23 protein-coding genes are annotated in these 26,279 nt (G+C 42.1%); 13 read left to right on the top strand and 10 right to left on the bottom strand.

Going from position 1 to position 26,279, the window contains the following annotated elements:
- Positions 1 to 25 precede the first annotated feature (25 nt).
- Genes BUB05_RS05490 through BUB05_RS05465 form a run of 6 tightly spaced genes read left to right on the top strand, consistent with a single transcriptional unit; the run spans position 26 to position 6,839 of the window.
- Entirely contained in the window at positions 26 to 1,009 is a 984-nt protein-coding gene (locus BUB05_RS05490; RefSeq protein WP_094762741.1) for a glycosyltransferase family 2 protein, read from the top strand.
- 39 nt (positions 1,010 to 1,048) lie between these two features.
- Positions 1,049 to 1,915, top strand: coding sequence for a transketolase (locus tag BUB05_RS05485; protein ID WP_073048730.1), 867 nt, complete (start codon positions 1,049 to 1,051; stop codon positions 1,913 to 1,915).
- Positions 1,912 to 2,865: a transketolase family protein gene (locus BUB05_RS05480; RefSeq protein ID WP_073048368.1), complete on the top strand. Its 954-nt coding sequence runs from the start codon at positions 1,912 to 1,914 to the stop codon at positions 2,863 to 2,865. The genes BUB05_RS05485 and BUB05_RS05480 overlap by 4 nt, the downstream gene beginning before the upstream one ends.
- The gene (locus BUB05_RS05475; protein ID WP_073048365.1) at positions 2,862 to 3,944 is read left to right on the top strand and encodes an S-layer homology domain-containing protein; all 1,083 of its coding nucleotides are present in this window, start codon (positions 2,862 to 2,864) and stop codon (positions 3,942 to 3,944) included. Before BUB05_RS05480 ends, BUB05_RS05475 begins: the two co-directional genes overlap by 4 nt.
- Positions 3,945 to 3,985: 41 nt before the next feature.
- On the top strand, positions 3,986 to 5,353 hold the full coding sequence (locus BUB05_RS05470; protein ID WP_073048362.1) for a tyrosine-protein kinase domain-containing protein: 1,368 nt from the start codon (positions 3,986 to 3,988) through the stop codon (positions 5,351 to 5,353).
- A complete protein-coding gene (locus tag BUB05_RS05465; RefSeq protein WP_139257935.1) occupies positions 5,343 to 6,839 on the top strand; it encodes a tyrosine-protein phosphatase in 1,497 nt (498 codons plus the stop codon). Before BUB05_RS05470 ends, BUB05_RS05465 begins: the two co-directional genes overlap by 11 nt.
- Positions 6,840 to 6,893: 54 nt before the next feature.
- Here the strand turns inward: BUB05_RS05465 and panD are convergent, their stop codons facing one another.
- The 8 genes from panD to nadA form a co-directional block, all read right to left on the bottom strand.
- On the bottom strand, positions 6,894 to 7,280 hold the full coding sequence (gene panD / locus BUB05_RS05460) for an aspartate 1-decarboxylase (protein WP_073048357.1): 387 nt from the start codon (positions 7,278 to 7,280) through the stop codon (positions 6,894 to 6,896).
- Between the two features lie 5 nt (positions 7,281 to 7,285).
- Entirely contained in the window at positions 7,286 to 8,131 is an 846-nt protein-coding gene (gene panC, locus BUB05_RS05455) for a pantoate--beta-alanine ligase (protein ID WP_073048354.1), read from the bottom strand.
- Positions 8,132 to 8,465: 334 nt separating this feature from the next.
- Entirely contained in the window at positions 8,466 to 9,299 is an 834-nt protein-coding gene (gene panB, locus BUB05_RS05450) for a 3-methyl-2-oxobutanoate hydroxymethyltransferase (protein WP_073048351.1), read from the bottom strand.
- 15 nt (positions 9,300 to 9,314) lie between these two features.
- Complete coding sequence (locus tag BUB05_RS05445; RefSeq protein ID WP_073048349.1) at positions 9,315 to 10,166, bottom strand: Rossmann-like and DUF2520 domain-containing protein; 852 nt, start codon at positions 10,164 to 10,166, stop codon at positions 9,315 to 9,317.
- 743 nt (positions 10,167 to 10,909) lie between these two features.
- Complete coding sequence (coaBC, locus tag BUB05_RS05440) at positions 10,910 to 12,115, bottom strand: bifunctional phosphopantothenoylcysteine decarboxylase/phosphopantothenate--cysteine ligase CoaBC (protein ID WP_073048346.1); 1,206 nt, start codon at positions 12,113 to 12,115, stop codon at positions 10,910 to 10,912.
- A gap of 4 nt (positions 12,116 to 12,119) precedes the next feature.
- Entirely contained in the window at positions 12,120 to 12,962 is an 843-nt protein-coding gene (gene nadC, locus BUB05_RS05435; protein WP_073048343.1) for a carboxylating nicotinate-nucleotide diphosphorylase, read from the bottom strand.
- Entirely contained in the window at positions 12,940 to 14,385 is a 1,446-nt protein-coding gene (locus tag BUB05_RS05430) for an L-aspartate oxidase (RefSeq protein ID WP_073048341.1), read from the bottom strand. The genes nadC and BUB05_RS05430 overlap by 23 nt, the downstream gene beginning before the upstream one ends.
- Positions 14,386 to 14,391: 6 nt before the next feature.
- The gene (gene nadA / locus BUB05_RS05425; RefSeq protein ID WP_073048338.1) at positions 14,392 to 15,297 is read right to left on the bottom strand and encodes a quinolinate synthase NadA; all 906 of its coding nucleotides are present in this window, start codon (positions 15,295 to 15,297) and stop codon (positions 14,392 to 14,394) included.
- 292 nt (positions 15,298 to 15,589) lie between these two features.
- Between nadA and BUB05_RS05420 the strand changes: the two genes are divergently transcribed.
- From BUB05_RS05420 to dnaB, 4 genes are read left to right on the top strand one after another with little or no spacing between them, the layout of a single operon-like run.
- Positions 15,590 to 16,546 (top strand): YybS family protein, encoded by a 957-nt coding sequence (locus BUB05_RS05420; RefSeq protein WP_073048335.1) that lies wholly within the window; start codon positions 15,590 to 15,592, stop codon positions 16,544 to 16,546.
- 3 nt (positions 16,547 to 16,549) lie between these two features.
- Positions 16,550 to 18,550 carry a DHH family phosphoesterase gene (locus BUB05_RS05415; RefSeq protein ID WP_073048332.1) on the top strand — a complete coding sequence of 667 codons (2,001 nt, stop codon included), beginning with the start codon at positions 16,550 to 16,552 and terminating at the stop codon, positions 18,548 to 18,550.
- On the top strand, positions 18,547 to 18,993 hold the full coding sequence (gene rplI / locus BUB05_RS05410) for a 50S ribosomal protein L9 (RefSeq protein ID WP_073048329.1): 447 nt from the start codon (positions 18,547 to 18,549) through the stop codon (positions 18,991 to 18,993). Before BUB05_RS05415 ends, rplI begins: the two co-directional genes overlap by 4 nt.
- Positions 18,994 to 19,002: 9 nt before the next feature.
- Positions 19,003 to 20,346: a replicative DNA helicase gene (dnaB, locus tag BUB05_RS05405; RefSeq protein ID WP_073048326.1), complete on the top strand. Its 1,344-nt coding sequence runs from the start codon at positions 19,003 to 19,005 to the stop codon at positions 20,344 to 20,346.
- Positions 20,347 to 20,706: 360 nt separating this feature from the next.
- Here the strand turns inward: dnaB and citG are convergent, their stop codons facing one another.
- Positions 20,707 to 21,564, bottom strand: coding sequence for a triphosphoribosyl-dephospho-CoA synthase CitG (citG, locus tag BUB05_RS05400; protein ID WP_073048323.1), 858 nt, complete (start codon positions 21,562 to 21,564; stop codon positions 20,707 to 20,709).
- A 164-nt stretch (positions 21,565 to 21,728) separates the two neighbouring features.
- Positions 21,729 to 23,243, bottom strand: a complete 1,515-nt coding sequence (locus BUB05_RS05395; RefSeq protein WP_073048321.1) for an HD domain-containing protein — start codon at positions 23,241 to 23,243, stop codon at positions 21,729 to 21,731.
- Between the two features lie 627 nt (positions 23,244 to 23,870).
- Here BUB05_RS05395 and BUB05_RS05390 point away from each other — a divergent pair.
- From BUB05_RS05390 to pfkA, 3 genes are all read left to right on the top strand, one after another.
- A complete protein-coding gene (locus tag BUB05_RS05390; RefSeq protein ID WP_073048318.1) occupies positions 23,871 to 24,722 on the top strand; it encodes a MurR/RpiR family transcriptional regulator in 852 nt (283 codons plus the stop codon).
- 81 nt (positions 24,723 to 24,803) lie between these two features.
- A complete protein-coding gene (locus BUB05_RS05385) occupies positions 24,804 to 25,253 on the top strand; it encodes a NanQ anomerase/TabA/YiaL family protein (protein WP_073048315.1) in 450 nt (149 codons plus the stop codon).
- Positions 25,254 to 25,312: 59 nt separating this feature from the next.
- On the top strand, positions 25,313 to 26,272 hold the full coding sequence (gene pfkA / locus BUB05_RS05380) for a 6-phosphofructokinase (protein ID WP_073048313.1): 960 nt from the start codon (positions 25,313 to 25,315) through the stop codon (positions 26,270 to 26,272).
- Positions 26,273 to 26,279 lie beyond the last annotated feature (7 nt).

Genomic DNA, 26,279 nt, shown 5'->3' with positions numbered 1-26,279 from the left:
GATGAATAAGGGTTGGTGATGAAATTTGAATCCCAAAATTAGTCTGATAATGCCTGTTTACAATGGCGAGGAATATCTTGGAAAATGTGTAGACAGTATAATAAACCAAACCTATGGCAATATTCAATTTATTATTGTCAATGATGGATCTACAGATAATACCCTTGACCTGTGTCAAAATTATGCGAAAAAAGACAAGCGGATAGTTTTGATCAATAAAGAAAACGGAGGGGTGTCTTCAGCAAGAAATGAAGGTCTTGCATTGGCCGATGGAGACTATATCGGCTTTATGGATGCTGATGACTATATTGAACCCGACATGATTGAAAGACTGACTCTAAATGCGGTCAATAACAATGCGGATGTTTCAATGTGTGGATTCTTCATTGAGAGAGCAGATGGCAGGTTCAGGAATAAAGTTCTTGCCGAGGATATTATTCGATACAGCGGAGTAGAGGCAATCAACAACATGTTGGACAGGTATGAATTCCATGGATATATTTGGAACAAGTTGTTTTCAAAGAAAGTGATTAAAGGTAACACGTGCATAAGTTTTTGTGAAGATATTTATATATATGAAGATTTATTGTTTTGTTATGACTGCTTTATTAATTCTGATTGTGTAGTTTATGACAAAGGGCAATACTATCATCATATTATACACGACAAGCAAACATCAGCAGGATATAACAAGAAGAAACTGACATCATTGAAGGCTTTTGAAAAAATCATTGACGATGTCGAAGAAAACAAAGACATTGATGTTAACAGGTTTAAAACAAGCTATATGCAACTGGTAATAAGCTTGTTGATACAAAACCTGAGCAATGACAAAGATGGGAATAAAGAGATACATAATATGCTTGTAAAAGAACTCTACAGATATAAATTCCATGAATTGACTGACAAGAGAATTAAAGCTGCCAGCATGGTTGCCAAGTTATCACCCCACTTAATAAAGATGGTTGTTGAAGCAAAAAGAAAATTTGATTTTGAAGGACGTGTATAGGGAAACCTTAAGGAATATATGGAAAAGGAGGAAAAAGTATTGAATAGTCTACAGTTAGCATGGAAAATAAGACGTCATGGAATAGAAATGACCCATGTATCAGGTGGCGCCCATATAGGTTCGATATTGTCTGTTGCAGACATCATTGGAGTACTGTATAACGATATTGCAAAAGTTGATCCCAACAATCCTCATATGGAGGACAGGGATAGAATTATTCTAAGCAAAGGCCATGCCGGAGCCGCAATATATGCTGCACTGGCGGAAAAAGGATTTTTTGACACAAAAAAACTGATAACACATTATGCCAACGGCAGTATGCTGTCCGGTCATGTTTCCCATATTGGAATTCCGGGAGTGGAGTTTTCAACGGGTTCATTGGGTCACGGATTGCCTGTAGCCGTAGGAATGGCCCTGGCTGCCAAAAAGGACAATAAAAAACACAGAATATTCGTTATCCTTGGAGATGGAGAATGCAATGAAGGTGCAGTATGGGAAGCGGCAATGTTTTCAAATCATTACAAGCTTGACAACCTGATTGCCGTCATAGACCACAACAAGATATCGGGTATCGGATTCTGCAAGGATTCTATGCAGATATGCCCCTTCAGAGAAAAATGGGAAGCCTTCGGATGGAATGTAATGGACATTGACGGACATGACCATGATGCCCTGAGAAATGCATACAAGTCTGCGGTAGCCTCCCTTGGAAAGCCTTCAGTCATCATAGCGAATACGACCAAGGGCAAGGGAATATCCTATATGGAAAATGAGATATCCTGGCATTACAGGTTCCCAAAGGAAGGGGAGGAATATGATACGGCCGTTGCCGAACTGCATGCCCAGATGCCTGATGGCACAGAAGACATGTACGATGTCAATGTCATGGAGGGGGAAATATTATGAGAGACAGGTTTATCAAAACACTGGTTGAAATTGCAAAGAGAGACAAGAATGTATACCTGGTCACGGGAGAGGTCGGTTTTGGTGTATTGAGACCCTTTTGGGAACAATTTCCCGACCGGTTGATAAATGCAGGAATAGCTGAACAAAATTTGACAAGTCTTGCTGCAGGCATGGCTTTGGAAGGCAAGATTGTATTTACCTATTCAATAGGAAATTTCCCTACCATGAGATGCCTGGAACAAATACGAAATGATTGTGCCTATCACAAGGCAAATGTAAAAATAGTGTCTGTAGGCGGAGGCCTTGCTTATGGGTCACTTGGAGTGAGTCACCATGCTACGGAGGACCTGGCAATTATGAGAGCATTGCCTCATGTTACGGTAATGGCGCCAGGAGATCTGACGGAAGTGGAATATGTAACCAGGGCCATTTACGGGCATGAGGGAACATGTTACATGAGAATAGGAAGAGGTCATGACAAACAACTGCATGACAGCATTGATGATTTCAAGATTGGAAAAGCAATCAAAATCAAGGATGGTGAAAAGACAGCCATTTTTTCAACAGGAGCCATATTTGATGAAGCTCTTGAAGCCTGCAGGATACTTGAGTATCATGGAGTCAATCCTTCCCTCTATACATTCCCAACGGTAAAACCCATTGACAGGGAGACTATAGAAGCCTGTGCCTGTAATTGTGACTGGATAGTAACTTTGGAAGAGCATAATATAATTGGAGGATTCGGTGGTGCCGTATCGGAGGTATTGGCTGAAATGGGCGGAGTAAGAGCCAAATTGATGAAAATTGGCTTGAACGATGAATATTCCAGTGTCGTTGGAAATCATAAATACTTGAGGGAAGCCTATGGCTTGAGTGCTGAAAAGATTGCCCAAAGAATTGAGGGGGTCTTAGGACTGGAAGTTGTTAAAATGAAGGAGTTTAAACGATGAAGATAAAATATTCTATAAAAACATTCATCATAATTTTGCTGCTTATTATGTTTTCAAGCCAGACGGCATTTTCATTCACGGATTTGGACGAAAACAACCCCAATACTTCAATGATAATGGAATTTTATGAAAGGGGATTGACAAAGGGTTATCCTGACGGAACATTCAGACCTCAAGGTACAATAACAAGGGCTGAATTCGTTACATTTATCAACAGAACCTTTGGCTACAAGGAAGAAGCGGAGAGTTTGCCGTTTTCGGATGTTACAGGAGAGGAATGGTTTTCAGGTCAACTCAAGGTTGCAATAAAAAAAGGCTTCATAGAGGGCTATCCGGATGGAACCTTCAGACCTGAAAAGCCAATCAGCAGACAGGAGGTAGCTGTCATACTCAACGGCATTCTTTTATATCCGGCAGACGAATTTACAGATACGGAGGATGAAATAGCCTCGTGGGCAATTGATTCCGTCAATGCCCTCTTGCAAAGGGACATTATGATGCTTCATGAAGGCAAATTCCTGGGAGATGAATCGGCTGTGAGGGAATCGGTTGTTGTTTCTCTTCTGAAGACTCTTCATATAAAAGAGGAGGAAGATCTGGAAGCCGAAGATACGGAAGCCGAAGATACGGATGATGGAGAATCATCATCAGGAGGCTCATCATCTGGAAGCTCGTCTTCGGGAGGCTCGTCTTCGGGAGGCTCGTCTTCAGGAGGATCATCATCTGGAGGGTCTTCAGGGAATGATGATGACGACGATCCCCCTGAATATGACATCCCTTCTGATGAAACAGTTTATTCTCTTAATATGACTGTTCTGGGACTGGAAAAGGTGCTGGAAGGGGACACAGAATTTGCAAGAAAGCTGGATGAAAATTCTCTGAAGATAGTGTCGGATATAAAAGAAAGCATGGAGAATTATCTTGATGATTATGGATATGACTATGAAACTGAAGTGAATAAGGTAAAGACTGAATACAATAGTCTTGAAGAAGATATCCAGTCAGACATCGAAATTGCAATAAAGGCATCAGTACCTGCTGAACACTTAAATACCTTGGAGGAATTCTTTTCTAAATAATATTCCGGGAATTTGCAATATAATGTGATTTGGAGGAAGCTATGGGAGAAGAGTGGAATTTACTTGAATTGGTACAAATTGTTTTAAAAAGAAAATGGATAGTTGTGGCAACGACAATATTTGCTGCTATTCTTGCAATACTGGTTACAATGGTTGCAATAACGCCAGTTTACGAGTCAAATACTACATTGATGGTAAACAGCTCAAAGACCAGCAGCCTGGGAGACATAGCGTCCGGTTTTGACATTGGAAGCATCAATCTGAGCCAAAAACTGGTAGTCACATACAGTGAAATTGTCAAGTCAAGGATAGTCCTTGAAGCTGTAATCGACAAGATTGAGCTGGATATGACATACAACGAACTTTTAGAGGACATCACTTCAAGTCCGGTGGGATCGACGGAAATTCTTAAAATATCCGTAAAAAACACTGATCCTGCAATGGCTTCAGAAATAGCCAATACTATAGCGGACGTATTCATCAAGGAAGTAATGAGGATATTGAAAGTTGACAATGTTGAGATAATCGATGAGGCAATACCTATTGATCATCCTGTTAACATCAACCTTAAGTTTAATGGAGCAATTGGATTCATTGTAGGCATAATGACAGGATTATCCATAATATTGATGCTTGAAATGCTCGACGGAACAATAAAGACTTCTGATGATATTGAAAAGCATATTGGACTTCCCGTGATTGGAAGCATATTCGAATTCAACAGTGAAAGTGAAGGAATTATAGTCCATGAAAATCCTAAATCACCTATATCTGAAGCTTATAGAAGCCTCCGGACAAATATAAATTTTGCCAATCTCGACAACAATATGAAAACAATACTTATAACCAGTGCTACACCGGGAGAAGGCAAGACTCAGACTGTTATGAATCTTGCAGTGGCCATGGCACAGAATGACAAGAAAGTCATTGTAGTAGACTGTGACATGAGAAAGCCAAGAATACACAAGATTCTTAATATTTCAAATACGTCGGGAATTGCAGAATATCTTATGGATGGCAGAAATATAGATGATTATATAAACCGGATGTACAATTTGGATATAGATGTAATGACTTCGGGGAAACTTCCAGGCAATCCTTCTGAGCTTTTGCAGTCAAATGTCATGAAAAAAATGGTTGAGTTTTTGGAGAAGAAATATGACTATGTACTTTTTGATTCTCCACCTGTTGTACCTGTAACTGATGCAGTAGTAATGACTAGATATATAGAAGGGGCTATTCTGGTAGTAGCGTCTGGCAATGTAGGGGTGGATATGGTAAAAAAAGCAAAGAAATCCCTGGAATTCAGCGGAGTAAAATTAATAGGTTCTGTTCTCAACATAATACCGACCAATCACTCAAAGGGATACAATTCCTATTATTACTACTATGAGGAGAGTGAAACCTAGAGTGTATGATATTCACTGTCACATGCTTCCAAATATTGACGACGGACCGGCAAGTTTAGAAGAAGCGCTGGAAATGGTAAAGGCTTCATATGATAATGGAATAAGGCATATTGCCATGACATCTCATCTTAATCATCCCCTTTATTTACCAGGAGGGGGTGACTATGACGGGATTTTTTGTGATTTCAAAAAACTCATTGACGAAAAGTATCCTGATCTCAATATATATAAAGGAGCAGAGGTTTATATTTCAAGAAATGCGCTCTCTGAAATTGGCAAGGTCAATATTAGAACCATAAATGACACCAGATATATCTTGGTGGAATTTGCAAGAGACATAAGCTTCAGCGAGATGGACATGGCTGCCCACGAGTTGAAAGTATTGGGATATATACCTGTTATAGCTCATATAGAGCATTATCGCTATATAAGGGAAAAATACAACGAAATAAGGCAGTTGAAGGATGACGGAGCTGTAATTCAGTGCAATAGCGGCAACCTTTGGAAAAAGCGGGGGAAATCAAGATATGCCGGGGAGCTCCTTAAGAGAAACCTGGTGGATATAGTGGCAAGCGACTGTCATGATATGGATAAAAGGCCGCCGGGACTCATGAAAACATATGAAAAAGTAAAAAGAAAATACGGTATGGATACTGCAGAAAGAATTTTCATCGAAAATCCCAAACGGATAATCAAGGGAGAGGAACTGCCTAAATCATTACGGACAGAAGGGAATCTATTGTCCGGAAGGTTTTCAAAAGTGAGAATTGCACTTGCTGCACTTGTTGCAGTTGCTGGAATAGGCATAGCAGCCATTACAAAGCTTATAGGTGGAATGCCGGCAACAGATATAGAGATGGCTACTGAAGAAAGTAGTCTGGAACATGAGATAAACCAGGTTGACCATGTAGACATAGACTATTATGACGAGATAAATAGTATGGAAATAATGGGTGAACCGGTAGAAGCAATCAGTCCTGAAGAATCGGTTGATGAAGCAGTTGATGAAGCAGTCGATGAAGCAGTCGAAGAACCAGTTGACGTGTCGGTTGAAGAGCCTGGTGAAGAGCCTGTTGAAGAGACGGTTGATGAACCGGCTGAAACGGACAACCCTGTGGTAGTTGAGAAATCACATGAGGAACTCTTGGTGGAAAGTTATGTATCGTATCTGGAAGACCTTGAAAAAGATTATATAGAAACTTGTGAAGGGTATTATAGCATGCTTACGGCAGCCATGGATCTCGAGGACGAAACATTAAGAGATGAAAAAATAGAGGAAATACTTGATGAACTGGGACGCGTTGAAAGCAGGTCCGACAACCAGGTCTATAAGACACTTTACGACATGCAGAATGATCTTGAGGAATACAAGTATGATGTAGACATAGTCAGGGAACTCAGAGACCACTATATTGAAGTTAAGATGGAAGTATCGGAAGAATACAAGTCCAAGCTTGAGGAATACGAAAACAGCAACAATGGTTAGGTGTTAACTATTGTTGCTGTTGTTTTCAACTATTACTAAAACAGTGCCTTATTATTAAAGTTCCTTTGAATTCGGCTTTTCCGAATGAACCATTTTTACGACTTTGTTGTTTTCATCGATGAGGGCAACCTTTGGCTCATAAGTCTTCATTTCCTCGTCGTCCAGCATTCCGTAGGCAATTATTATTACTACGTCGCCCTTTTGAACGAGTCTTGCAGCAGCACCGTTCAGGCATACGTCTCCCTTGCCCCTTTCGCCTTCAATTACATAAGTTGCAAGTCTTGCTCCGTTGTTGTTGTTGACTATCTCAACCTTCTGGTTTGCAACTATTCCCACTGCATCCAAAAGGTCCTTGTCTATTGTTATGGATCCCACATACTCAAGGTCGGCTCCTGTCACCGTAGCCCTGTGCAACTTTGCTATCATCATTTCTCTAATCACTTTTATTATACCTCCAAAATCCTGTTATCAATTAATCTCGTATTGCCGAACTTAACGGCTATTGCTATGAGCACCTTGTTTTTTATTTCATCGATCTGCTGCATCGTTTCCGTATCGACAATTTCTACATAGTCGATGTTTGCAAGATCCATGCTGTTTATGGTGCTTCTTATTCCTTCTACTATTTCAAGGGAGCTTCTTTCGCCCTCTTTTACTTTGTTTACAGCCTCATTGAGAGACTTGTTGAGGATGGTTGCCTGCTGTCTTTCCTTTTCGTTGAGGTAGACGTTTCTGGAACTTTTTGCCAGGCCGTCCTCCTCCCTTATTATTGGGCAGCTCTTGAGACATATGTCCATGTTCAGGTCAGTTGCCATCCTGTTAAGTACGAAGTACTGCTGGGCATCCTTCTGGCCGAAATATGCATTGTGGGGAGCGACAATGTTGAAGAGCTTCGTAACAATTGTAGTTACACCTCTAAAGTGGGTAGGCCTGCTTCTTCCGCAAAGGGTATTTGTAAGTCCTTCAACGTATACATAAGTCTTGTAGTTGCCCGGATAGAGCACATCATCCGTAGGAGTGAAGACAAGGTCCACACCTTCCTCCTCGGCAATTTTACAGTCCCTTTCCATATCCCTTGGATAGCTTGAAAGGTCCTCGTTTGGACCGAACTGTGTAGGATTCACATAAATGCTCAGTATAGTTATGTCGTTTTCCTTCTTTGATTCCTTAAGAAGAGACGCGTGTCCCTCGTGGAGATACCCCATTGTAGGAACAAATCCAACGGAAAGCCCTTCCTTCTTCTTCTCATTGACGAAGCTTCTCACTTCTTCTATGCTTTTAGTAACAATCATTTTAATCTCCTGTATTTTGAACAATAGTTTAAGATATATATTTATGCAACAATTTTGTAGCGAGGTATTTGCCATAGTTATTAATTCCACTTAGAAAAAATAAAAATTATTAACGAGGTCTCGACCAATAGGTATCAACAATAACATTTATAGATATAGAAATTGTTGTACCGGTAGCTAAAAACACCAATGTTTCAAGGTGTTTTGTGTCAACGCCTTTCCACCTTATCAATTACAGATTTTCGTGCTAAGGGAGTAGGGAGTTAAAATTTTTCTTTTTTCTCGTTACATTAAGCTGACAGCATGTAACTGACAAACAAAATTGCGGTGACGCTTAATATAACTTGTTCAGTTCCGAAAGGTCTTCAGAAAAGAAACTGTACTCTGCCGATGGGAACGACCCGTCCTTGACTTCCTCTATGTACTCGCTGACGCATCTTCCTATCTCATCGCCTACGTTGCCGTATTTCTTTACGAATTTCGGAATGAAGCCTGTATTGTATCCTGTAAAGTCGTGGAATACAAGAACCTGTCCGTCACACTTGTTTCCGGACCCTATTCCAATGACTGGTATATCTATATTTTTTGAAACATACTCAGCAAGTTCCGTAGGCACGCACTCGAGAACCAGTGAAAAGGCTCCAGCTTCCTGTAGGAGTTTTGCATCTTCAAGCATCCTTTCAGCTTCGTCGACCTTCTTGCCCTGTATGAAGTATCCGCCCATGGTGTTGATTGACTGAGGTGTAAGTCCAAGATGTCCCACAACGGGTATTCCTGCATTGACTATTGCCCTTACGGAATCCACAACCTCTGATCCTCCTTCAAGCTTTACCGCTCCTGCATTACCTTCCTGCAAAAGTCTTCCAGCATTCTTTACGGAAGTTTCAACTCCAAGGTGATACGATAGAAAAGGCATGTCTGCTACAACCATTGCCCTCTTGGCTCCTCTTGAGACAGCCCTTGTGTGGTGTACAATATCGTCCACCGTCACCTTTGTGGTGTCCTCGTACCCGAGTATGACCATTCCCAGTGAATCTCCGACAAGCAGCATGTCCACATTTTTTTCATCCATTATCTTGGCTGTTGGATAGTCATAGGCAGTGAGCATGGTTATCTTTTCGCCCTTTTCCTTCATTTTTCTTATGGTATGTGTAGTCACTTTTTTCATATCAATCTCCCGGTATCAATATAGTAGACTTTTTAAAGTCTCTGATTGTTCACTGTTCTTTCTCGCCGCTATTTCCATTGAAGCCCTGCCCATTGTCTTGTATATTTCAAGCCAGTTGTTGTCGTACTTCTTTATGTCTGTCAAATGCATGGCAACCGTTTTCTCGTCGTTCCTTGCAATAGGTCCGGTGAGAGCCTTTGTAGGTCCGTAGTCAAAGACGTTGTTGGCAGACTGGAGTACAAGTTCCTTGATGGTGTCAAGTGCCATATCATTTTCAAAGCCGATTTCCATGAGCATCTCAACGCTGGTGTTCAGCACTGCGACCAGGTAGTTTGAAGCTACGCAGGCAGATGCATGGTAGATGGTCTTCTGGCTGCTTTTTATGACTGAATGGCTAAGGTTGTTGACGATCAATATGTCCTTCACCATTTTCAGACCCTTGCCTTTTCCTTCCAAGGTGAAATTGGCCTTGTGTATCTCGGCGGCCGACTTCTCAATATCGGAGAAGGGGTACAAAGGATGGAGGGAACAGATTGTTGCCCCTTTTTCATTAAGGCAGTTCATAACTTCGCAGTTCAGTACACCGCTCATGTGTATAAACACCTTATCTTTTACATCTACATCCATTCTGCAGATTTCCTTGGCGACATTCTCGATATTGTCGTCGTTTACAGTGAGAAAAATCATGTCTGATATTTTAACCAGGTCAATTTTTCTGTCATAGACAGGAGTGTTGGTGAGTTGTGCCGCCCTGTCTGCAGAAGAACGTGTTCTGCTGTTGTACCCTGCAATCCGGTAATGTTCCCTCTTGAGATACATTCCGAAAGCAGTGCCAACCTTCCCGGCACCGATGAATCCAATTTTCATAATCAATTCCTTTCATACTCATTGCATCGAATATCATTTATCAAGACACATAAGGGTATTAAATGTGATTGTGAGGTCGTGACTTGGAGATATGTCTTTCAACCTTAATAAATCAAGAAAGACATAATCGACGGAGCAGGGAACATTCACGTTTAATACCCTGACCGACATTTTAATTAAACTCGATGCAATAAAAAATACCTTTCGATTGCATGACAATACAATAGAAAGGTATCATATACCTGTTTATTAAACTTTTGTACTGTCTCTGTCTGCAACCAGATCAAAGCAGATATCTTTTATTCATTTAAATTGGGATTTTTTCTAGTATGCTTTCCTGGACAGACCTAATGTATGATTCTTAATCCTAAGATATCATCGTGGTCGTACCAATCGCATGTATATATAATACTATATTTCCCGTTGAAATTCAACAGTTTTCTTTGCAAATGTTGAATTTGGGCTGTCTATTGGATTGCAGAACGTAGAAAAATATATGAGTGTGAGGTCTCGACTTGGAGGCTCGAAAAGTTTCCATATAAATCAAGAATTTTCGTGCCGACTATACAAAGCAACTACGTTGCGTCATCAGCAGAGCTGATGTTGTACGTGTCGAAAGTTTACCTTGTTTACAAAATTAAATGTTTCAATTAATTTTGATATCATTACTTTCGTAAACTGGAGTAGGGAACACTCATATGTTTTTCGAAGTGGACTCTGCTAACAGCTTTAATTAAAGTTTCCTATTGCTTTTCAGCCGTCAGCTCCACAATCTTTTTAAGTATTTCGCCTGCAACCTCTTCCTTCAGCATCTTGCCAAATTCCTTTTGTACATCATTCTTATCAAGGAAGACAACAATATTTGTATCAAAGCCAAAACCTGCATCAGCTTCCTTCACATTGTTAATGACTATGAAATCAAGGTTTTTTGATTCAAGCTTTCTTTTTCCGTTGTAGAGTATATTCTCTGTTTCAGCTGCAAAACCTACGAGTATTTTGTCGCCCTTGTGCTCTCCAATGTATTTGAGGATGTCGGGATTCCTTTCAAGCTCTATGTTGAGATTCCCTTCCTTTTTCTTTATCTTGTTGTCTGCTACGGATATTGGCCTGTAGTCTGCCACTGCAGCGGATTTTATGACTATTTCATTGTTGTCAAGTTCTCCCTTTACAGCTTCGAACATTTCAACGGCAGACTTTATGCCGATGAATTTTTCAAGACCGGCGGGCTTTTCTATGTTCACGGGGCCTGATACAAGTGTCACCCTGGCGCCCAGGTCAACAGCCTTCTTGGCGATTGCATAGCCCATCTTTCCAGTTGAATGGTTTGTAAGATACCTTACAGGGTCAAGGGATTCCTGGGTGGGGCCTGCCGTTACGAGGACGGTTTTCCCTGCAAGAGGCTTATGGGGGTTAAGCACCTCTTCGAGCTTTGCGATTATGTTTTCATTTTCCGTAAGCCTTCCTGCTCCCACGTCTCCGCAGGCAAGATATCCCGAGTCGGGCTCAACGAACATGTACCCCATTTCCTTCAGCGCCTTCATGTTGTCCTGAACGATGGGATTCATATACATGTTGGTGTTCATTGCAGGAGCTATTACCTTCGGTGCAGTTGAAGCCATTATCGTAGTGGTAAGCATGTCGTCTGCTATTCCGTGTCTTATCTTTCCTATTACATTTGCAGTTGCAGGAGCAACAAGGAACACATCAGCCGACTTTGCTATGGAGATATGCTCCACGTCCCAGTGGTCCAGGTATTCGAACATTTCAGTATATACCTTTCCTGCGCTGAGAGTCTGGAAAGTCAGAGGGCTTACAAACTTGGCGGCGGATTTGGTCATTATGACCTTCACGTTGGCATCAAGCTTCTTCAGCCTGCTTACAAGATCGCATACCTTGTATACTGCAATTCCTCCCGTTACTCCTATTACTATGGTTTTATCCTTAAACATTTCATCACCGTGTATACATTAGATTTTTCATACTTATGTCAAGAGACTTGTATGAATGAGTGAGCTTTCCTACGGAGATATAGTCAACTCCAGTGGAGGCAAGCTCCTGTATATTCTCTAATTTAACATTTCCGGAGACTTCTATCAAGGCATTTTTTTGAATTATGTCTACCGCTTCCATGATTTTTTCCCTGCCCATATTGTCGAGCATGATGATGTCGGCCCCTGATTCCAGTGCCTCCCTTACATCATCCAGGGATTCCGTTTCCACTTCGATTTTTCTTACAAAGGGCATGTTTTCCCTTATGGTCTCTACGGCATTTGTGATGGAGCCTGCAGCTTTTATGTGGTTGTCCTTTATCATGACTCCGTCTGAAAGGTTGAAGCGGTGGTTTGTTGCTCCTCCCATTTTTGTCGCATGCTTCTCGAGGATCCTCAGACCCGGAGTGGTCTTTCTTGTGTCAAGGATCCTGGCATCGTAACCCTTGGCAGCTTCAACATATTTTCTCGTAAGTGTTGCGATTCCCGACATCCTCTGGAGAAGATTGAGTGCAACCCTTTCTCCTGAAAGAATAGCCTTTGAGCACCCGCTTATGGAACCGATTTTCCTTCCCGCTTTGGAGTATTCACCGTCTGAAACAAGAAACTCAACAGTAGCCTCGTCTCCCATTACCTTGTAAACCCTCTTAAACACTTCAACTCCGCAGATTACGCCGTCTTCCTTCTGGATTATGTCTATTGTGCATGATGTATCCAGTGGCAGTATGTATTCCGTAGTGATATCCCCGTGGGGCATATCCTCTATAAGTGCATTTCGTATTATTTCATCTACTATCAACCAGTTCATTTATTAAGTCCTTTCTCAGATTACCGATTATTTCCATTGCTTTTTTTCTGTTGCCTTTTACAAGCGCTTTCCCTTCATCAGTTGAGAAGCAAAAACGTGGCTCAAGAAATCTTCTTCTGTTCAAATCAAGAGCATGTATATTCCAGTTGACCTTTCCCGGAAGCTCTTCCATGCTCATGGCTATTTCATCATGGAATCCTTCAATGATCTTCTTGTACTTCTTCGTCTCCAGGCAGCGGTTTATGTCGTCTGCAGCCCTTTTAGAAAATACCAGGCCCTCCAGAAGGGAATTGCTTGCAAGCCGGTTTCCTCCGTGGACTCCCGTGCAGGCACATTCTCCCGTTGCATAGAGACAGCCCATTGACGTCCGCGAATTGAGGTCGACTCCGATTCCACCCATGTGGTAGTGCTGGGATGGAGTGACGGGAATCCTGTCCGAAGTTATGTCTATTCCGTACTTGAGACATTCCGTATATATTTTGGGGAAGCGTCCCTTGAGGAAGCTTCCGTCCAAATGTGAGATATCAAGATAGACGCATTGGGAATCCGTCTTTTCAAGCTCCTCCAGTATAGCTTTTGTTACCGTGTTTCTTGGAAGAAGCTCGTCAACGAATCTTTCTCCATTGCAGTTGTACAAAAGTGCACCCTCGCCTCTGAGTGATTCGGAAATGAGGAATCTTCTCTTGTCGGCTCTTTCCTCAAGATAAAGGGCAGTAGGGTGGAACTGTATATAGTCCGGTGTGGCAAGTTCGACTCCGTGGTTTTCAGCTATGGCCATTCCGTCTCCCGTGAGACAGCTCTGGTTTGTGGAATTCTTGAAAATCCCGCCGATTCCGCCCGTTGCAAGGACGGTCATCTTTGATCCTATATAAATGGTCTCGTGAGTCTTGTCGAATACAGGATTTCTTTTCTCTGAAAGGCAGTATGCACCAAGACATTTGCCGTCTTTTTCTTCGATGTCGAACATGGCAGTGTTTTCCAGTATCTGCACATTTTCCAGTTTTCTCACATGGTCGTAAAGAGTTTCGAAGACCATCTTTCCGCTCTTGTCGTTGCAGTGGACGATCCTGTTCCTTGCATGGGCGCCTTCCCTTGTGTATTCGAATTCGCCGTCGTTCTTGTTGAAGGGCACCCCGAGCCTGTCAAGGTCAAGGATGCTGTCCCTGGATTCATCCACCAGAATTTTTACGGAGTCCTCATTGTTGAGATACATCCCTGCCTTCATGGTATCGTTGAAAAAATCTTCATAGTCGTTTTCATCGTACCTTACGGCTATTCCTCCCTGGGCAAGATTGGTGTTGCATTCCTCAGGTGATTGTTTCGACAGCATCACTACATTAAGGTTCCTGTCAAGGTTCAACGCGCAGTAAAGACCTGCCACACCTGTTCCTATTATCAGAACGTCAGTATTTAATATTTTCATATATCATCATCTCTTTTCCGCCAGCTTGATCATGTTTTCAAGTGCCTCTGCAGCCTTGTTTGACATTTCAACGTCAAGCTGTATTTCGTTTTCTTCAAATCTCAGACATCTGTAGACATCATCTATTGATGTTCTTTTCATTCCGCCGCAGACCATGTCGGGGAAGTAAAAGCTCTTGTTTTCCGTTTTCTCATCCAGTGCGAACCTTATGCCAACCTCCGTCACTATTATGAATTCATCGTCTTCGGAAACCGTAGCATGGTTGAGGATCTGTCCTGTGCTTCCTATGAAGTCTGCAAGGTCTCTAACGTCCTTCTGTGACTCCGGATGGACAAGGACCTTTGCATGGGGATATTTCTCCATGAGGGTTTTGACTTCTTTGGCTCTTACATTGTCGTGGACGCAGCATTTTCCGCTGCCCAGTATAACTTCCTTGTCGGGGCACTGGGCTGCGATATATCCACCCAGATTCTTGTCCGGCACGAAAATTATCTTGTCGCTTTCTATATTGTTGACAATATCCAAAGCGCTTGAGGAAGTGCAGCAGGCATGGGACATGGTTTTTATTTCTGTTGATGAGTTGATGTAAGACACTACTGCAGCATCGGGATTTTTTTTCATCAGGTCCTCAAGCTCTTCGTTGAGGAATTCATCCACCATGTTGCAGTTTGAGTTCACGTTGCCTATGAAAACCCTCTTTTCAGGGGAGAGTATCTTGGCGCTTTCCGCCATGAACTCAACACCGCAGAATACTATGTAATCCGCCTCCGACTGCTGGGCGGTTTTGCTTAAATAATATGAATCCCCCACATAATCTGCAATTTCCTGGATTTCCCCTGGCTGATAGTAGTGGGCAAGTATTATTGCATTTCTTTCCTTCTTCAATCTTTCAATTTCTTTTATCACGTTCATTTCAATCTCCTTTAGGTGTAAAGACACCTGACATAACATTGAGACCAATATACCACTTTTTCACTGAAATTTCAACTATTTTTGCTTCTTGTCGAATTGAAATTTTTCAACAACTTTAATTTTGATGTCTTTACACTGTCGGCGGGATATCGATACCACCATAAGCTGTTTACATTGCAGGGAAAATATTGTAAAATAAGATGTTGCATAATACCAATGTGAAAGACAGCACAGTAATGGGTTCATCTGGATTATGCTTATTTTATTTAATCTACAATACAAGGAGCAAAACTTGAACAGAAATCTAAAGACAAAAAGACTGACTGACGCAGCACTCGCCACCAGCATACTGACCATTTTCGCCATGATTGGAAGCTTTTTGATTCCATACATAGATTTCATATACCCCCTGCCGGCCATACTGCTGGCCAAGAGACAGGACTGGAAGATATCCACCATGGCTCTTGTGGCGGCTTCGATCATCATCTTCGTACTTACCGGGATGGTACAGACAAGTTTGTATTACTTTGTCCTCTATACTCCCATGGCATCGGTCATGTGCTATTTCATTTCAAAGGATGAAAGGCCATGGAAGTCCATAGTGTTCGGAGGAGTAGCATACCTCTTGTCCTTCGTAGTGATGATCATGCTTATGCAGGCATTCATGGGAATAAATTTCGTGGATCAGATAAGGGAAACCTTCGTTGAGAGCCTTAATATCCAGGAAAGTCTTCTGTCCCATTTCGAAGGAATGGAGGAACAGCTGGAAGCCACCAGGTCCATGTACGATGCAATGCTTAACGCCTTTGTGGTTCTCATGCCGGGTATCATAATAATATCGGCTTTGTCCATGTCGGCTGTAAACTACATGGCTGCCTACAAAATGGGCAGGAGACTAAGGGTGAAGCTGGTTCCAATAGGAAGATTCAGTAGATTCAGACTTCCCAACAACATAGCCATAGGAATACTCGTGTTTGCAGCAGGATCCTATCTGATCAGCCAGACGAACATAGTCAACAGCGACACCCTCATGGCAAATCTGGTATTCATGTTCCAGATAATGTTCTTCATACAGGGGCTTGCAGTTGTCAGATTCATGATGGACAGATACAAGATCAAAAAATTCCTCAGGGTTGTAATTATCATAGGTATTATCTTCAATTCATACCTCATGATGGCAACCACCTTCATGGGGATGTTTGACCAGATATTCGACTTCAGAAAACTTAAAAATACTAACAGGTGGTAAAAGATGAAAATATTCAGAGGGCCAAACTTCCTCATGGAAGAAAGCAGCACCTTTTTCTACGTTTCACTGATAATACTGGTAGGACTTGTAATCAGGGGCGAATTCATTATGGCCGCCATAGCTGCAGTGCTCATTCTAGTAGCACTGAGACTCAGCACATCAAGATATGAGGATAAGAAGAAGCAGCTTAACCAATACCTCATTGAATTCACAAATACAATAGACGGCATGTCCAGACAGGCCCTTCTCAACTTCCCGATCCCGTTGGTGATAATAAGCGACACGGGAGTTGTATACTGGTACAATTCCAAGTTCAAGGAAATAATGAGCAGCAAGAAGGGGCACAAGGAGAACATAAAGGAATATTTTCCTTCATTTCCCTTGTCGGAGCTTGCAGAAGAAGGTGAATCCACATCCTTTGACGTACAGTCCGACAACAGATATTTCAGCGTGAAGTACAACAAGGTGGAAGGAAGCGGAGACGAAAGCACAGTATACCTGCTTTACCTTCTGGACAGCACAAGATTCACATCCCTCAGGGAAACCTATACGGATGAAAAGACGATAGTGGCCCTTGTGGAGATCGACAACTATGACGAAATGTACAAGAAGATGGACAGAATAAAAAGAACATCCCTCATGGCGGATGTAGAAAAGCATATAAACCTTTTTGCCCAAAGAATGAACGGATTTGCCGTGAAATATCTTGACGACAGATTTGCAATACTCTTTGAAAACAGATTCCTGGATAATCTGGAAACGAAGAAATTCGACATACTTGAAGAGGTAAAGGAAATACGCAACGAGGATGATGATTTCTTCACTCTGTCCTTCGGTGTGGGAACAGGCGGGAAGTCCCTTGTCCAGCAGCTGGACTTTGCAAAGGGGGCCCTAAGCATAGCCCTTGGTAGAGGCGGTGACCAGGCAGTTGTAAAGAGTCCTGAATATGTACATTACTACGGAGGAAGAAGCAAGGCCGTAGAAAAGAGATCCAAGGTAAAGGCAAGGATGATAGCCAATGCCATCAGGCAGATATTCTCCCAGTCGTCAAATGTTATAATAACGGGCCACAAGACCGGCGACATGGATGCCATTGGAGCCGCCCTTGGTATACATGCCATAGCAAAGGCAATGGGCAAGGAATCATACATTGTCCTGAACGAACTCAATGCAGCCCTTGTGAATGTCTATGAAAAGATGAAGCTTGAAGGGGATGAGTACATAGACAGGATAATAACCAGCGATGAAGCACTGAAGCTTATAGATGAGGATACCGTGGCGGTAGTTGTGGACACCCACAAGCCGAGCTATTGCGAAGCGGGGAACATCCTTGACAGCTTTGAAAGAGTTATGGTAATAGACCACCACAGAAGGGGAGAGGAATATATAGACGATCCAATCCTGGACTATGTGGAGCCTTATGCATCGTCCACCTGCGAGCTCATAGCGGAGATGTTCCAGTATATGGACGACAAGGTCCATCTCACCAAGCTGGAAGCGGACGCCATGCTTTCGGGAATAATAATGGACACCAACGCCTTCACCTTCAAGACAGGCGTAAGGACATTCGAGGCGGCTTCATACCTGAGAAGTGCAGGTGCAGACACCATAGAAGCCAAGAGGCTTCTAAGCGACGACATAGACACATGGAAGAAGAAGTCCGAAGTCATTGAAAGAGCCGAGATTATAGACGATGTAATTGCCATTTCCATAATAGACGAAATCCTGCCAAACGGCATGATAATAGCATCCCAAAGCGCCTCGGACCTTCTATCCGTCAAGGGAGTAGTTGTGAGCTTCGTCCTGGTGAGAAGGGACCAGCATATACATGTAAGCGCCAGGTCCGTGGGAGATGTAAACGTCCAGATGATCATGGAACAGCTTGGCGGCGGGGGACACCTTGAAATAGCAGGTGCCCAGATAAAGACCCAGGACATGAACTATGCCAGGGAGTTATTGCTTAAAGAAATAGAAAAATATAGAAAGGACAGTAAAAAGATATGAAAGTAATATTATTGAAAGACGACAAAAAAGTAGGAAAAAAAGGGGAAATAGTAAATGCCAAGGACGGCTATGCAAGAAACTTCCTCATACCAAAGGGCGTTGCAGTAGAGGCGACTCCTGCAAACATCAAGAAGCTTGAAAGAGATAAGAAGCACGAGGCTGAAATGGAAGCACAGCTTGTAGAGGAAGCCAAGGCGACAGCTGAAAAAATTGAAAAGGCTGCAATAGAGATAAAAATCAAGGCGGGAGACAATGGAAAGCTCTTCGGGTCTGTTGCAACCAAGGACATAGCCACTGAATACAAGAAGCAGCACAATATAGAGATAGACAAGAAGAAAATAGATCTTAAGGACCCTATTAAGACTGTAGGAACATTTGAAGTAAATGTAAAGCTTCACCCGCAGGTGACTGCAAAGGCGAAGGTAACAGTATCCGGAATCTAGGAGTGTAATATGTTTGAACAACAGGTGGGAAGGGTTCTTCCCCACAGTCTTGAGGCGGAGCAGACTGTTCTCGGAGCAATCATGCTCGATAAGAACGCCCTTGAGACTGCCATCAACAAGCTTAAAATTGAATACTTCTATTTCGATGCGAACAGGGAAATATTTGAGACTGCCAAGGCTCTCACAATCAAGAACAAGCCCGTGGATCTCATAACCCTGACCGAGGAACTCAAAACAAGAAAGACCATTGACATGGTAGGTGGAATAGCCTATGTGGCAAGCCTTTCAGAGAATATTGCAACAACGAGGAACACTGAAGCCTACTGCAATATAATCGAGGAGAAGGCGATAGTAAGGGAGCTTATTGGAGCAGCCGAGGAAATCAAGAACAAGGGACTTGAAAACACAAGCGAAGCAAAGACTCTTGTGGAGCTGGCGGAATCAAGGATATTCGCCATATCCCAGGAAAGGCAGTCGAGGGACTTTTCCCATATGAGGGACATAGTACTTGACGTATTCAACCTCCTTGAGGAAAGGGCCCAGCACGACGGATCCATGACGGGAGTCACTACAGGCTTCAAGGAACTTGACATGATGACATCGGGATTCCAGAAATCCGACTTCATTCTGCTGGCAGCCAGACCGTCAATGGGAAAGACGGCCCTTGCGCTTAACTTTGCAGTAAACTCTGCAGTAAAGGGAAAGGCAAAGGTAGCCATGTTCTCACTGGAGATGTCCAAGGCACAGCTGGTTCAGAGGATAATAAGCATGGAGTCCCTTGTGGAAAGCAACAAGCTTAAGACCGGGGAGCTTGAAGACGAGGACTGGGACAAGATAGCCTATGCCAGCGGCATAATGTCCGAAGCAGACATATATATTGACGATACTCCGGGAATCACCTTGTTCGAGTTGATATCCAAATGCAGAAGGCTCAAGACGCAGCACGGACTTGACCTTGTAATAATCGACTACCTCCAGCTTATGGAAGGTGACGGAGACAACAGGCAGCAGCAGATATCCAATATCTCAAGGGGGCTTAAGGGTCTTGCCAGAGAGATGGACTGTCCGGTAATATCCCTGTCACAGCTGTCCAGGGCACCGGAACAGAGACCGAACCACAGGCCCCTGCTTTCGGACCTAAGAGAATCGGGAGCCATAGAGCAGGATGCCGACATAGTAATATTCCTCTACAGGGACGAATACTACTTCGACAGGGAAGGCGGAGACGACGAGAACTACGACAAGAGAGGAGTGGCCGAAGTCATCCTGGCCAAGCACAGGAACGGATCAATAGGTACCGTGGAACTGACCTGGGTTGACAGGTTCACCAAGTTTACGGATATGCCGAGGTAACAATAGTGATAGGACTTCATAACGGAGAAAATCATATAAGTGTGAGGTCGTGACTAATAGGTAGTAACAATCACCTTTTGAAATATAGGAATTGTTGTACCGGTGGCTAAACACCAACGTTTCAAGGTGTTTTGTATAAGGTCTTTCAACATTATGAATCAAGAAAGACATTAGCGACGGAGCAGGGAACACTTATATGATTTACGTAGTGGACTTACTGGAAGTCTGTAAACAATTAAATCATTAAATTAAAGAAGGATTGAAGTCTGTTGAAGATTTCAATCCTTTTCTTAATCAGTTTTACAAAATACCTTGAATGTTGATGTTTTAGCTATCGTTCTACCATTATTTCACTATCGCTCAACCATTGTTAATGAAGTGTATCATCAGCGTCACGGCCAGCAGGTCTGCCGACCCGCCGGGGCTTAGATTCCTCTTAATGAAGGTCCTGTCCATTTCCTGAACTTCCTTTATTCCTTCCTCGGTTGACATGCCTCCTGCACGAAGTACATTGCCGGCGGAAAACTTTGCGAATTCCAGTCCGTCAAGGCCGCCTCTTGAAATGAGGTTGGTGTCATCGGTATTCATTATTATCTTCATCAGTACGTTAACCGAAGCGTCGTTGAGTGTCATGCCGTCCTTTAAAAGATTGAGAAGGAATGGATATGAATGATCCCTGATGGTGGGAAAGCCTGCTTCGGCCTCTCCCCTTATTCCGCTTATATGGTACCTGTTGTATATCTCGCGCCCGTGGGTCATTTCTGCAGCCTTCTTTTCATCAAGATCCCTTTTCACCAGGGATTCAGACAAGAGTCCTGCATATTTACAGATATTCACATATGAGAAATCACTGTCATTCACATGGGCCATTGCAGCGGCGGAAGACATCAGACCCAGGGAGAATATTGCACCCTTGTGGGTGTTGACTCCGGAAGTTGCCCGGAACATTTCTCCATCGGCTGCAATGCCTCTTTTTTTCAGCAGTCTGAAAAGGTCAGGGAAGTCCAGTTCATGGTTTTCCAAGGTTATTCGACAGCAGTCGTAGAAGTATCCTTCAAGTGCCAAGGCGCTTTCTATGAAGGTGAATATGTCCATGTCCTTGTGAGCTCCCGTGTTGAACCTGTCCACAAGTCCCGGCTTAGGCGACACGTTGACCTCGTAAAGGAGGGCCTTCACGGCAGCCTTGCTTATTTTGGTGCAGATTTCAGTGTTTATCATATATTTCCATCCATTGAATTTGATTGTAAGTATACCTGCGTGTACAAGTATATTTTGTACATTATATTAACTCAAGGCAAAAAAGTCAAATACATGAAATAATGAATATTTCAAGAAAAAAGGACAGCTTTCATGAATGTATGAAAAATGTCATTTTTGTTGTACTATCCTGTTATCCGGTTCAAGTCCTTCACATCGTTTGCACAGCAATTTACAAAAATTTTCAACAGATTGGGGTCGAATTGTGTTCCGGCGAATCTCTTTAGCTCTTCTATGGCTTCATCGTGGGATATGGCCTTTCTGTATGAACTGGAGTTGGTCATTACATCATAGGCATCCGCTATGGAGATTATCCTTGCCAGCAGTGGTATTTCCTTGTATCTGAGTCCCTGGGGGTAACCTTCACCGTTCCACCATTCGTGGTGGGCAAGAATGCTTTCCGCTATGGGCAGAAGTTCCGGTATGGTCTTGCATATATTGTATCCATTCAATGGATGCTTCTTCACTGCAGCCCACTCCTCGTCAGTGAGCCTTTCGCCTTTTAGAAGTATCTTTTCCGGCACGGCAAGCTTCCCTATATCATGGAGCTTTGCAAGAAGTAGAAGCTCATCCTTTTCAGCTATGGTCATGTCCATCTTGTTGGCTATCTTCATCACTATTTCGGCTACCCTCTGGGTATGCTTCATGGACTCATAGTCCTTTTCCAGGAGTGAGTTTGTAAGAGAATCCACAATTGAGCTTCTGTAGCTCTTGTTGTCCATCATCTTGTTTCGATACATCCTGTTTTCCGCAGTCTTTATTGCGTCTGAAATGCTGTCGACCTCATTCTCAAAGGTTGAAAGACCTACAGCCATATGAGGTTTTAAAAAGTCTGTGCTCACCTTGAAATACTTGTCTCCAACCCTTGAGATTATCTTCTGGGCAATCCTGTAGCTGGTATTGGGCATGAGGATCAAAAACTCGTCTCCTCCCCATCTGATGACTATGTCTTCATCCCTGAAATTCCTGATGAGATATTCGGCAGCGTCCTTTATGAGCTGGTCTCCCTTATGGTGCCCGAATGCATCATTTATGAGTTTCAAATTGTTCATGTCGGCCATGATTATGCTGACAGGCAGACTGTCCATGAGAGCTCCGATGTCAATCAGGTTGTCGAAATACGACCTGTTGTAGCAGCTGGTTAAACTGTCGTGGAAGGTAAGGTGTTCGATTTTTTTGTATGCGTTTGTCAGTACTATGTTCTGCATTCTCAGCTCATCGTTTATGGATGTAAGTTCCTCCGTAAGTTTGCTGACAATTCTTGAAGAATTGATGAATCTGTAAATGTCGTCCAGCAGCTCTTCGGCATCAAAGGGCTTAATTAGAAAATCAAGGATATCGAGCCTGTAGCCTTTTTTCTTTTCCTCGGGGGTCAAGGGCTTGTTTGAGATGGCAATGACAGGTATGGTGCTTGTCCTGTAAATGCTTTTCATTGATTCTATGAAGTCGTATCCCTTGAAGTCAGGCAAGTCAAGATTAACAAGGATGATATTCAGATCTTTCTGGCTCATAAGATCAAGGGCCTCGTTGCCGTTTGAACATGTATATATATTGCATCTGCATGTTTTTCTGAGTTTTTCCGATATGATTGCTATATCGTAGTTGTTGTTTTCTACAAGTAGAACATTAAATCTATTCATGGATAATACCTCCACTATATCAATCGGCTCTCCCGGTAAAAACATTAATGATACAGATAAAATTGTCAAACCGGTAAATGGAAATCATAGTTATGCAAAAATATCCCCATAGAAAGTGGTTGAATTGACATTCAAATTTCTTGGTGTTAAAATTTAATTAGAGTTCAATAATTATATTTTCTAACCGTTTTTCTTGATAAATTTACCGCCCTGGCTATTTTGCCTTGCTGCATCTATTTTGGCACATCAGAAACATTTTTCTTTTTTGATTCAATTCCATCACCAGTCGCCACCTATGTCTAGTTATTAAGAAGTTTATGTTCTAATTGGATACTTTTCAATTAAAACCCCGGTATTGGTCAACTCTAATATCCGGGTGAAAGTAAGCCGATATACGCACCTTGGAGCAATACTCCAAAAAAATGCAAGGAACAAATAAAATCTCCAAAAACTGTTGACAAAGGTGGTTTTTTTATCTATAATGAAATTAAACACCGGAAATATATAAATTTTGGAGTTTTCCCCCAAAGAGGGGTGTATGGAATAATAAGAAGACTAGCAGCACCATTTTAGACGATGCAAAGTATTTTGAAAAAACAACTAAAATGAAAGGATAACAATTTTGCGATGATTAATAAGAAAGAAAAAACTGGAATGAATCAAAAGAAGTTATCGATTTTACTTGAACAGAATCGAAATCTCTATACAAAAACTGAACAAAAACTATATGAATATATTATTGAAAACCTGGATAAGGTAATGTATTTTTCTTTGACTGAACTATCTGACATCAGCGATGTTGGAGAAGCTACAATATTACGGTTTTGCAGGAAGATTGGGTTCAAGGGCTATCAGGATTTCAAGATTGCAGTGGCTCAGGAATTGACATTAATGACCAGAATGACCGGTGATGAAACCTTTATCGAGAAAATAAGAATTAATATGATTAATGTTCTCAATGATACATATGAACTTATAGATGAGCAAGCTCTTAAACAAGGCATTAAATGGATTTCTGAAAGCAAAGACGTTATCATATTTGGCGTGGGTCATTCAGGTCTCACTGCAAATGACCTCCAAAGCCGATTCCTGAGAATTGGCAAAAAAATTGAAGTCATCACAGATCCGCATTTTCAAATCATGCGAGCCAGTTCGGTGGATGAAAATTCGGTAATCATTACAATCAGCCGTTCGGGAAGCACAAAGGATATAATTGATGCAGTCACCCAGGCAAAAAAATATGGTGCAAAAGTAATAGCGATTACCGATTACGTCAAATCACCTTTAACAAAGCAATCGGATCTGGTATTGCTTACAGCGGGTAAAGAAAATTCTTTGGATGGAGGCTCGCTGGTTGCAAAGGTATCGCAATTGTATATCGTCGACCTGATTTGTACAGGTTACAGTATTGAAGCATATGATTATACCGAAAACATGAAAGACAGAACAGCCAAAGCTGTTTCCGACAAGCAATACTAGTGGATATTCAGTATGAGTCAGTGAATGTGATGACAAAACGTTTCCGAACAAGATAATCATTCGATTTAGGAGGTATGTACCGTGATTACAGATTCAATAAACAATTTTAAACTTTATCAGTCCATGCATGAAGGTCTGAGAAAGGCAATAGAATTTGTCGAGGAGAGTTTAAAGGAGAATAAAGAGGATGGTTATTATGCATTTGATGACTCGTTTTATGCCTTGATTTGCAGTTACGATACTTTGGTTGACCGAAAAGAATATGAATCCCATGATAAATATATAGATGTGCAATTTATCATTGAAGGGGAAGAGGCGATTTATTTCTCCGATAGATCATCAATGGAGAGAGTGACCGACTATGACGAAAAGGATGATTTCACTCTTTATAAGGGGAAAGCCGATGGAGTGGTGAATCTGAAAAAAGGCAGATTTGCAATTTTTTATCCCGACGATGTCCATATGCCAAAATGTGCAATTGACAACAAGTCGTCACATGTTAGGAAAATAATAACCAAAATCAAGATTTGAGATAATTTGATAAGAAGAATAAAAAGTATCGGATTATATAAAAAAAGGAGAAGGTACGCTTGAGGACTATAGGTGTTTTAACAAGTGGAGGAGATGCTCCGGGAATGAATGCTGCAATAAGGGCTGTAGTGCGGGCAGGGATATACAATGGCATGAAGGTAATGGGAATCGAGCGGGGATACAATGGCTTGATAAATGGCCACATAAAGGAAATGGAATTATCCTCTGTTGCGGATATTATCCATAGAGGAGGAACTGTTTTAAAAACTGCAAGATGCGAAGAATTTAAAACAGAAGAAGGAAGAAAAAAAGCCATAAACGTGTTAAAGGTTTTTGGGATAGAGGGACTCGTGGTAATAGGTGGAGACGGTTCTTTTGCAGGAGCGCAGAAGTTAAGTGAAGCAGGCATCAAAACAATAGGGATTCCTGGAACCATAGACAATGATTTGGCATATACGGACTATACAATTGGTTTTTATACAGCGGTAAACACAGTCTTGGATGCAATAGGTAAAATAAGAGATACCTCGGCATCCCATGACAGGGCAAACATTGTAGAAGTAATGGGAAGACATTGCGGGGACATTGCCCTGTATGCGGGACTTGCTGGTGGTGCGGAAAGCGTTATCCTGCCTGAAGAAGAGTATAATATTGATGAGATATGCAAAAAATTGATTCAAGGAAAAAACAGGGGCAAGCTTCACAGTATAATAATGCTTGCAGAAGGATTAGGGAATGCATTTGAAATAGGTAAAAAAATAGAAGAAGTGACAAATATTGAAACAAAGGTAACGGTTCTGGGTCATATCCAGAGAGGTGGAAATCCTACAGCCTTCGACAGGATACTTGCAAGCAGAATGGGTGCAAGGGCAGTAGAGTTGTTAATGGATGGAGCATCAGGCAGAGTAGTAGGGATAAGGGCAAATCAATTGATTGATATGGATATACATGAAGCGCTTCTGATTGAAAAGAAGTTTGATAAGGAAATAAGTGAACTGACGAAAATGCTTTCGATTTGACAAGTTA

This window comes from Dethiosulfatibacter aminovorans DSM 17477, assembly GCF_900142005.1.
GTDB lineage: Bacteria > Bacillota > Clostridia > Tissierellales > Dethiosulfatibacteraceae > Dethiosulfatibacter > Dethiosulfatibacter aminovorans.
This window is presented reverse-complemented; position numbering and strand designations above follow the sequence as displayed.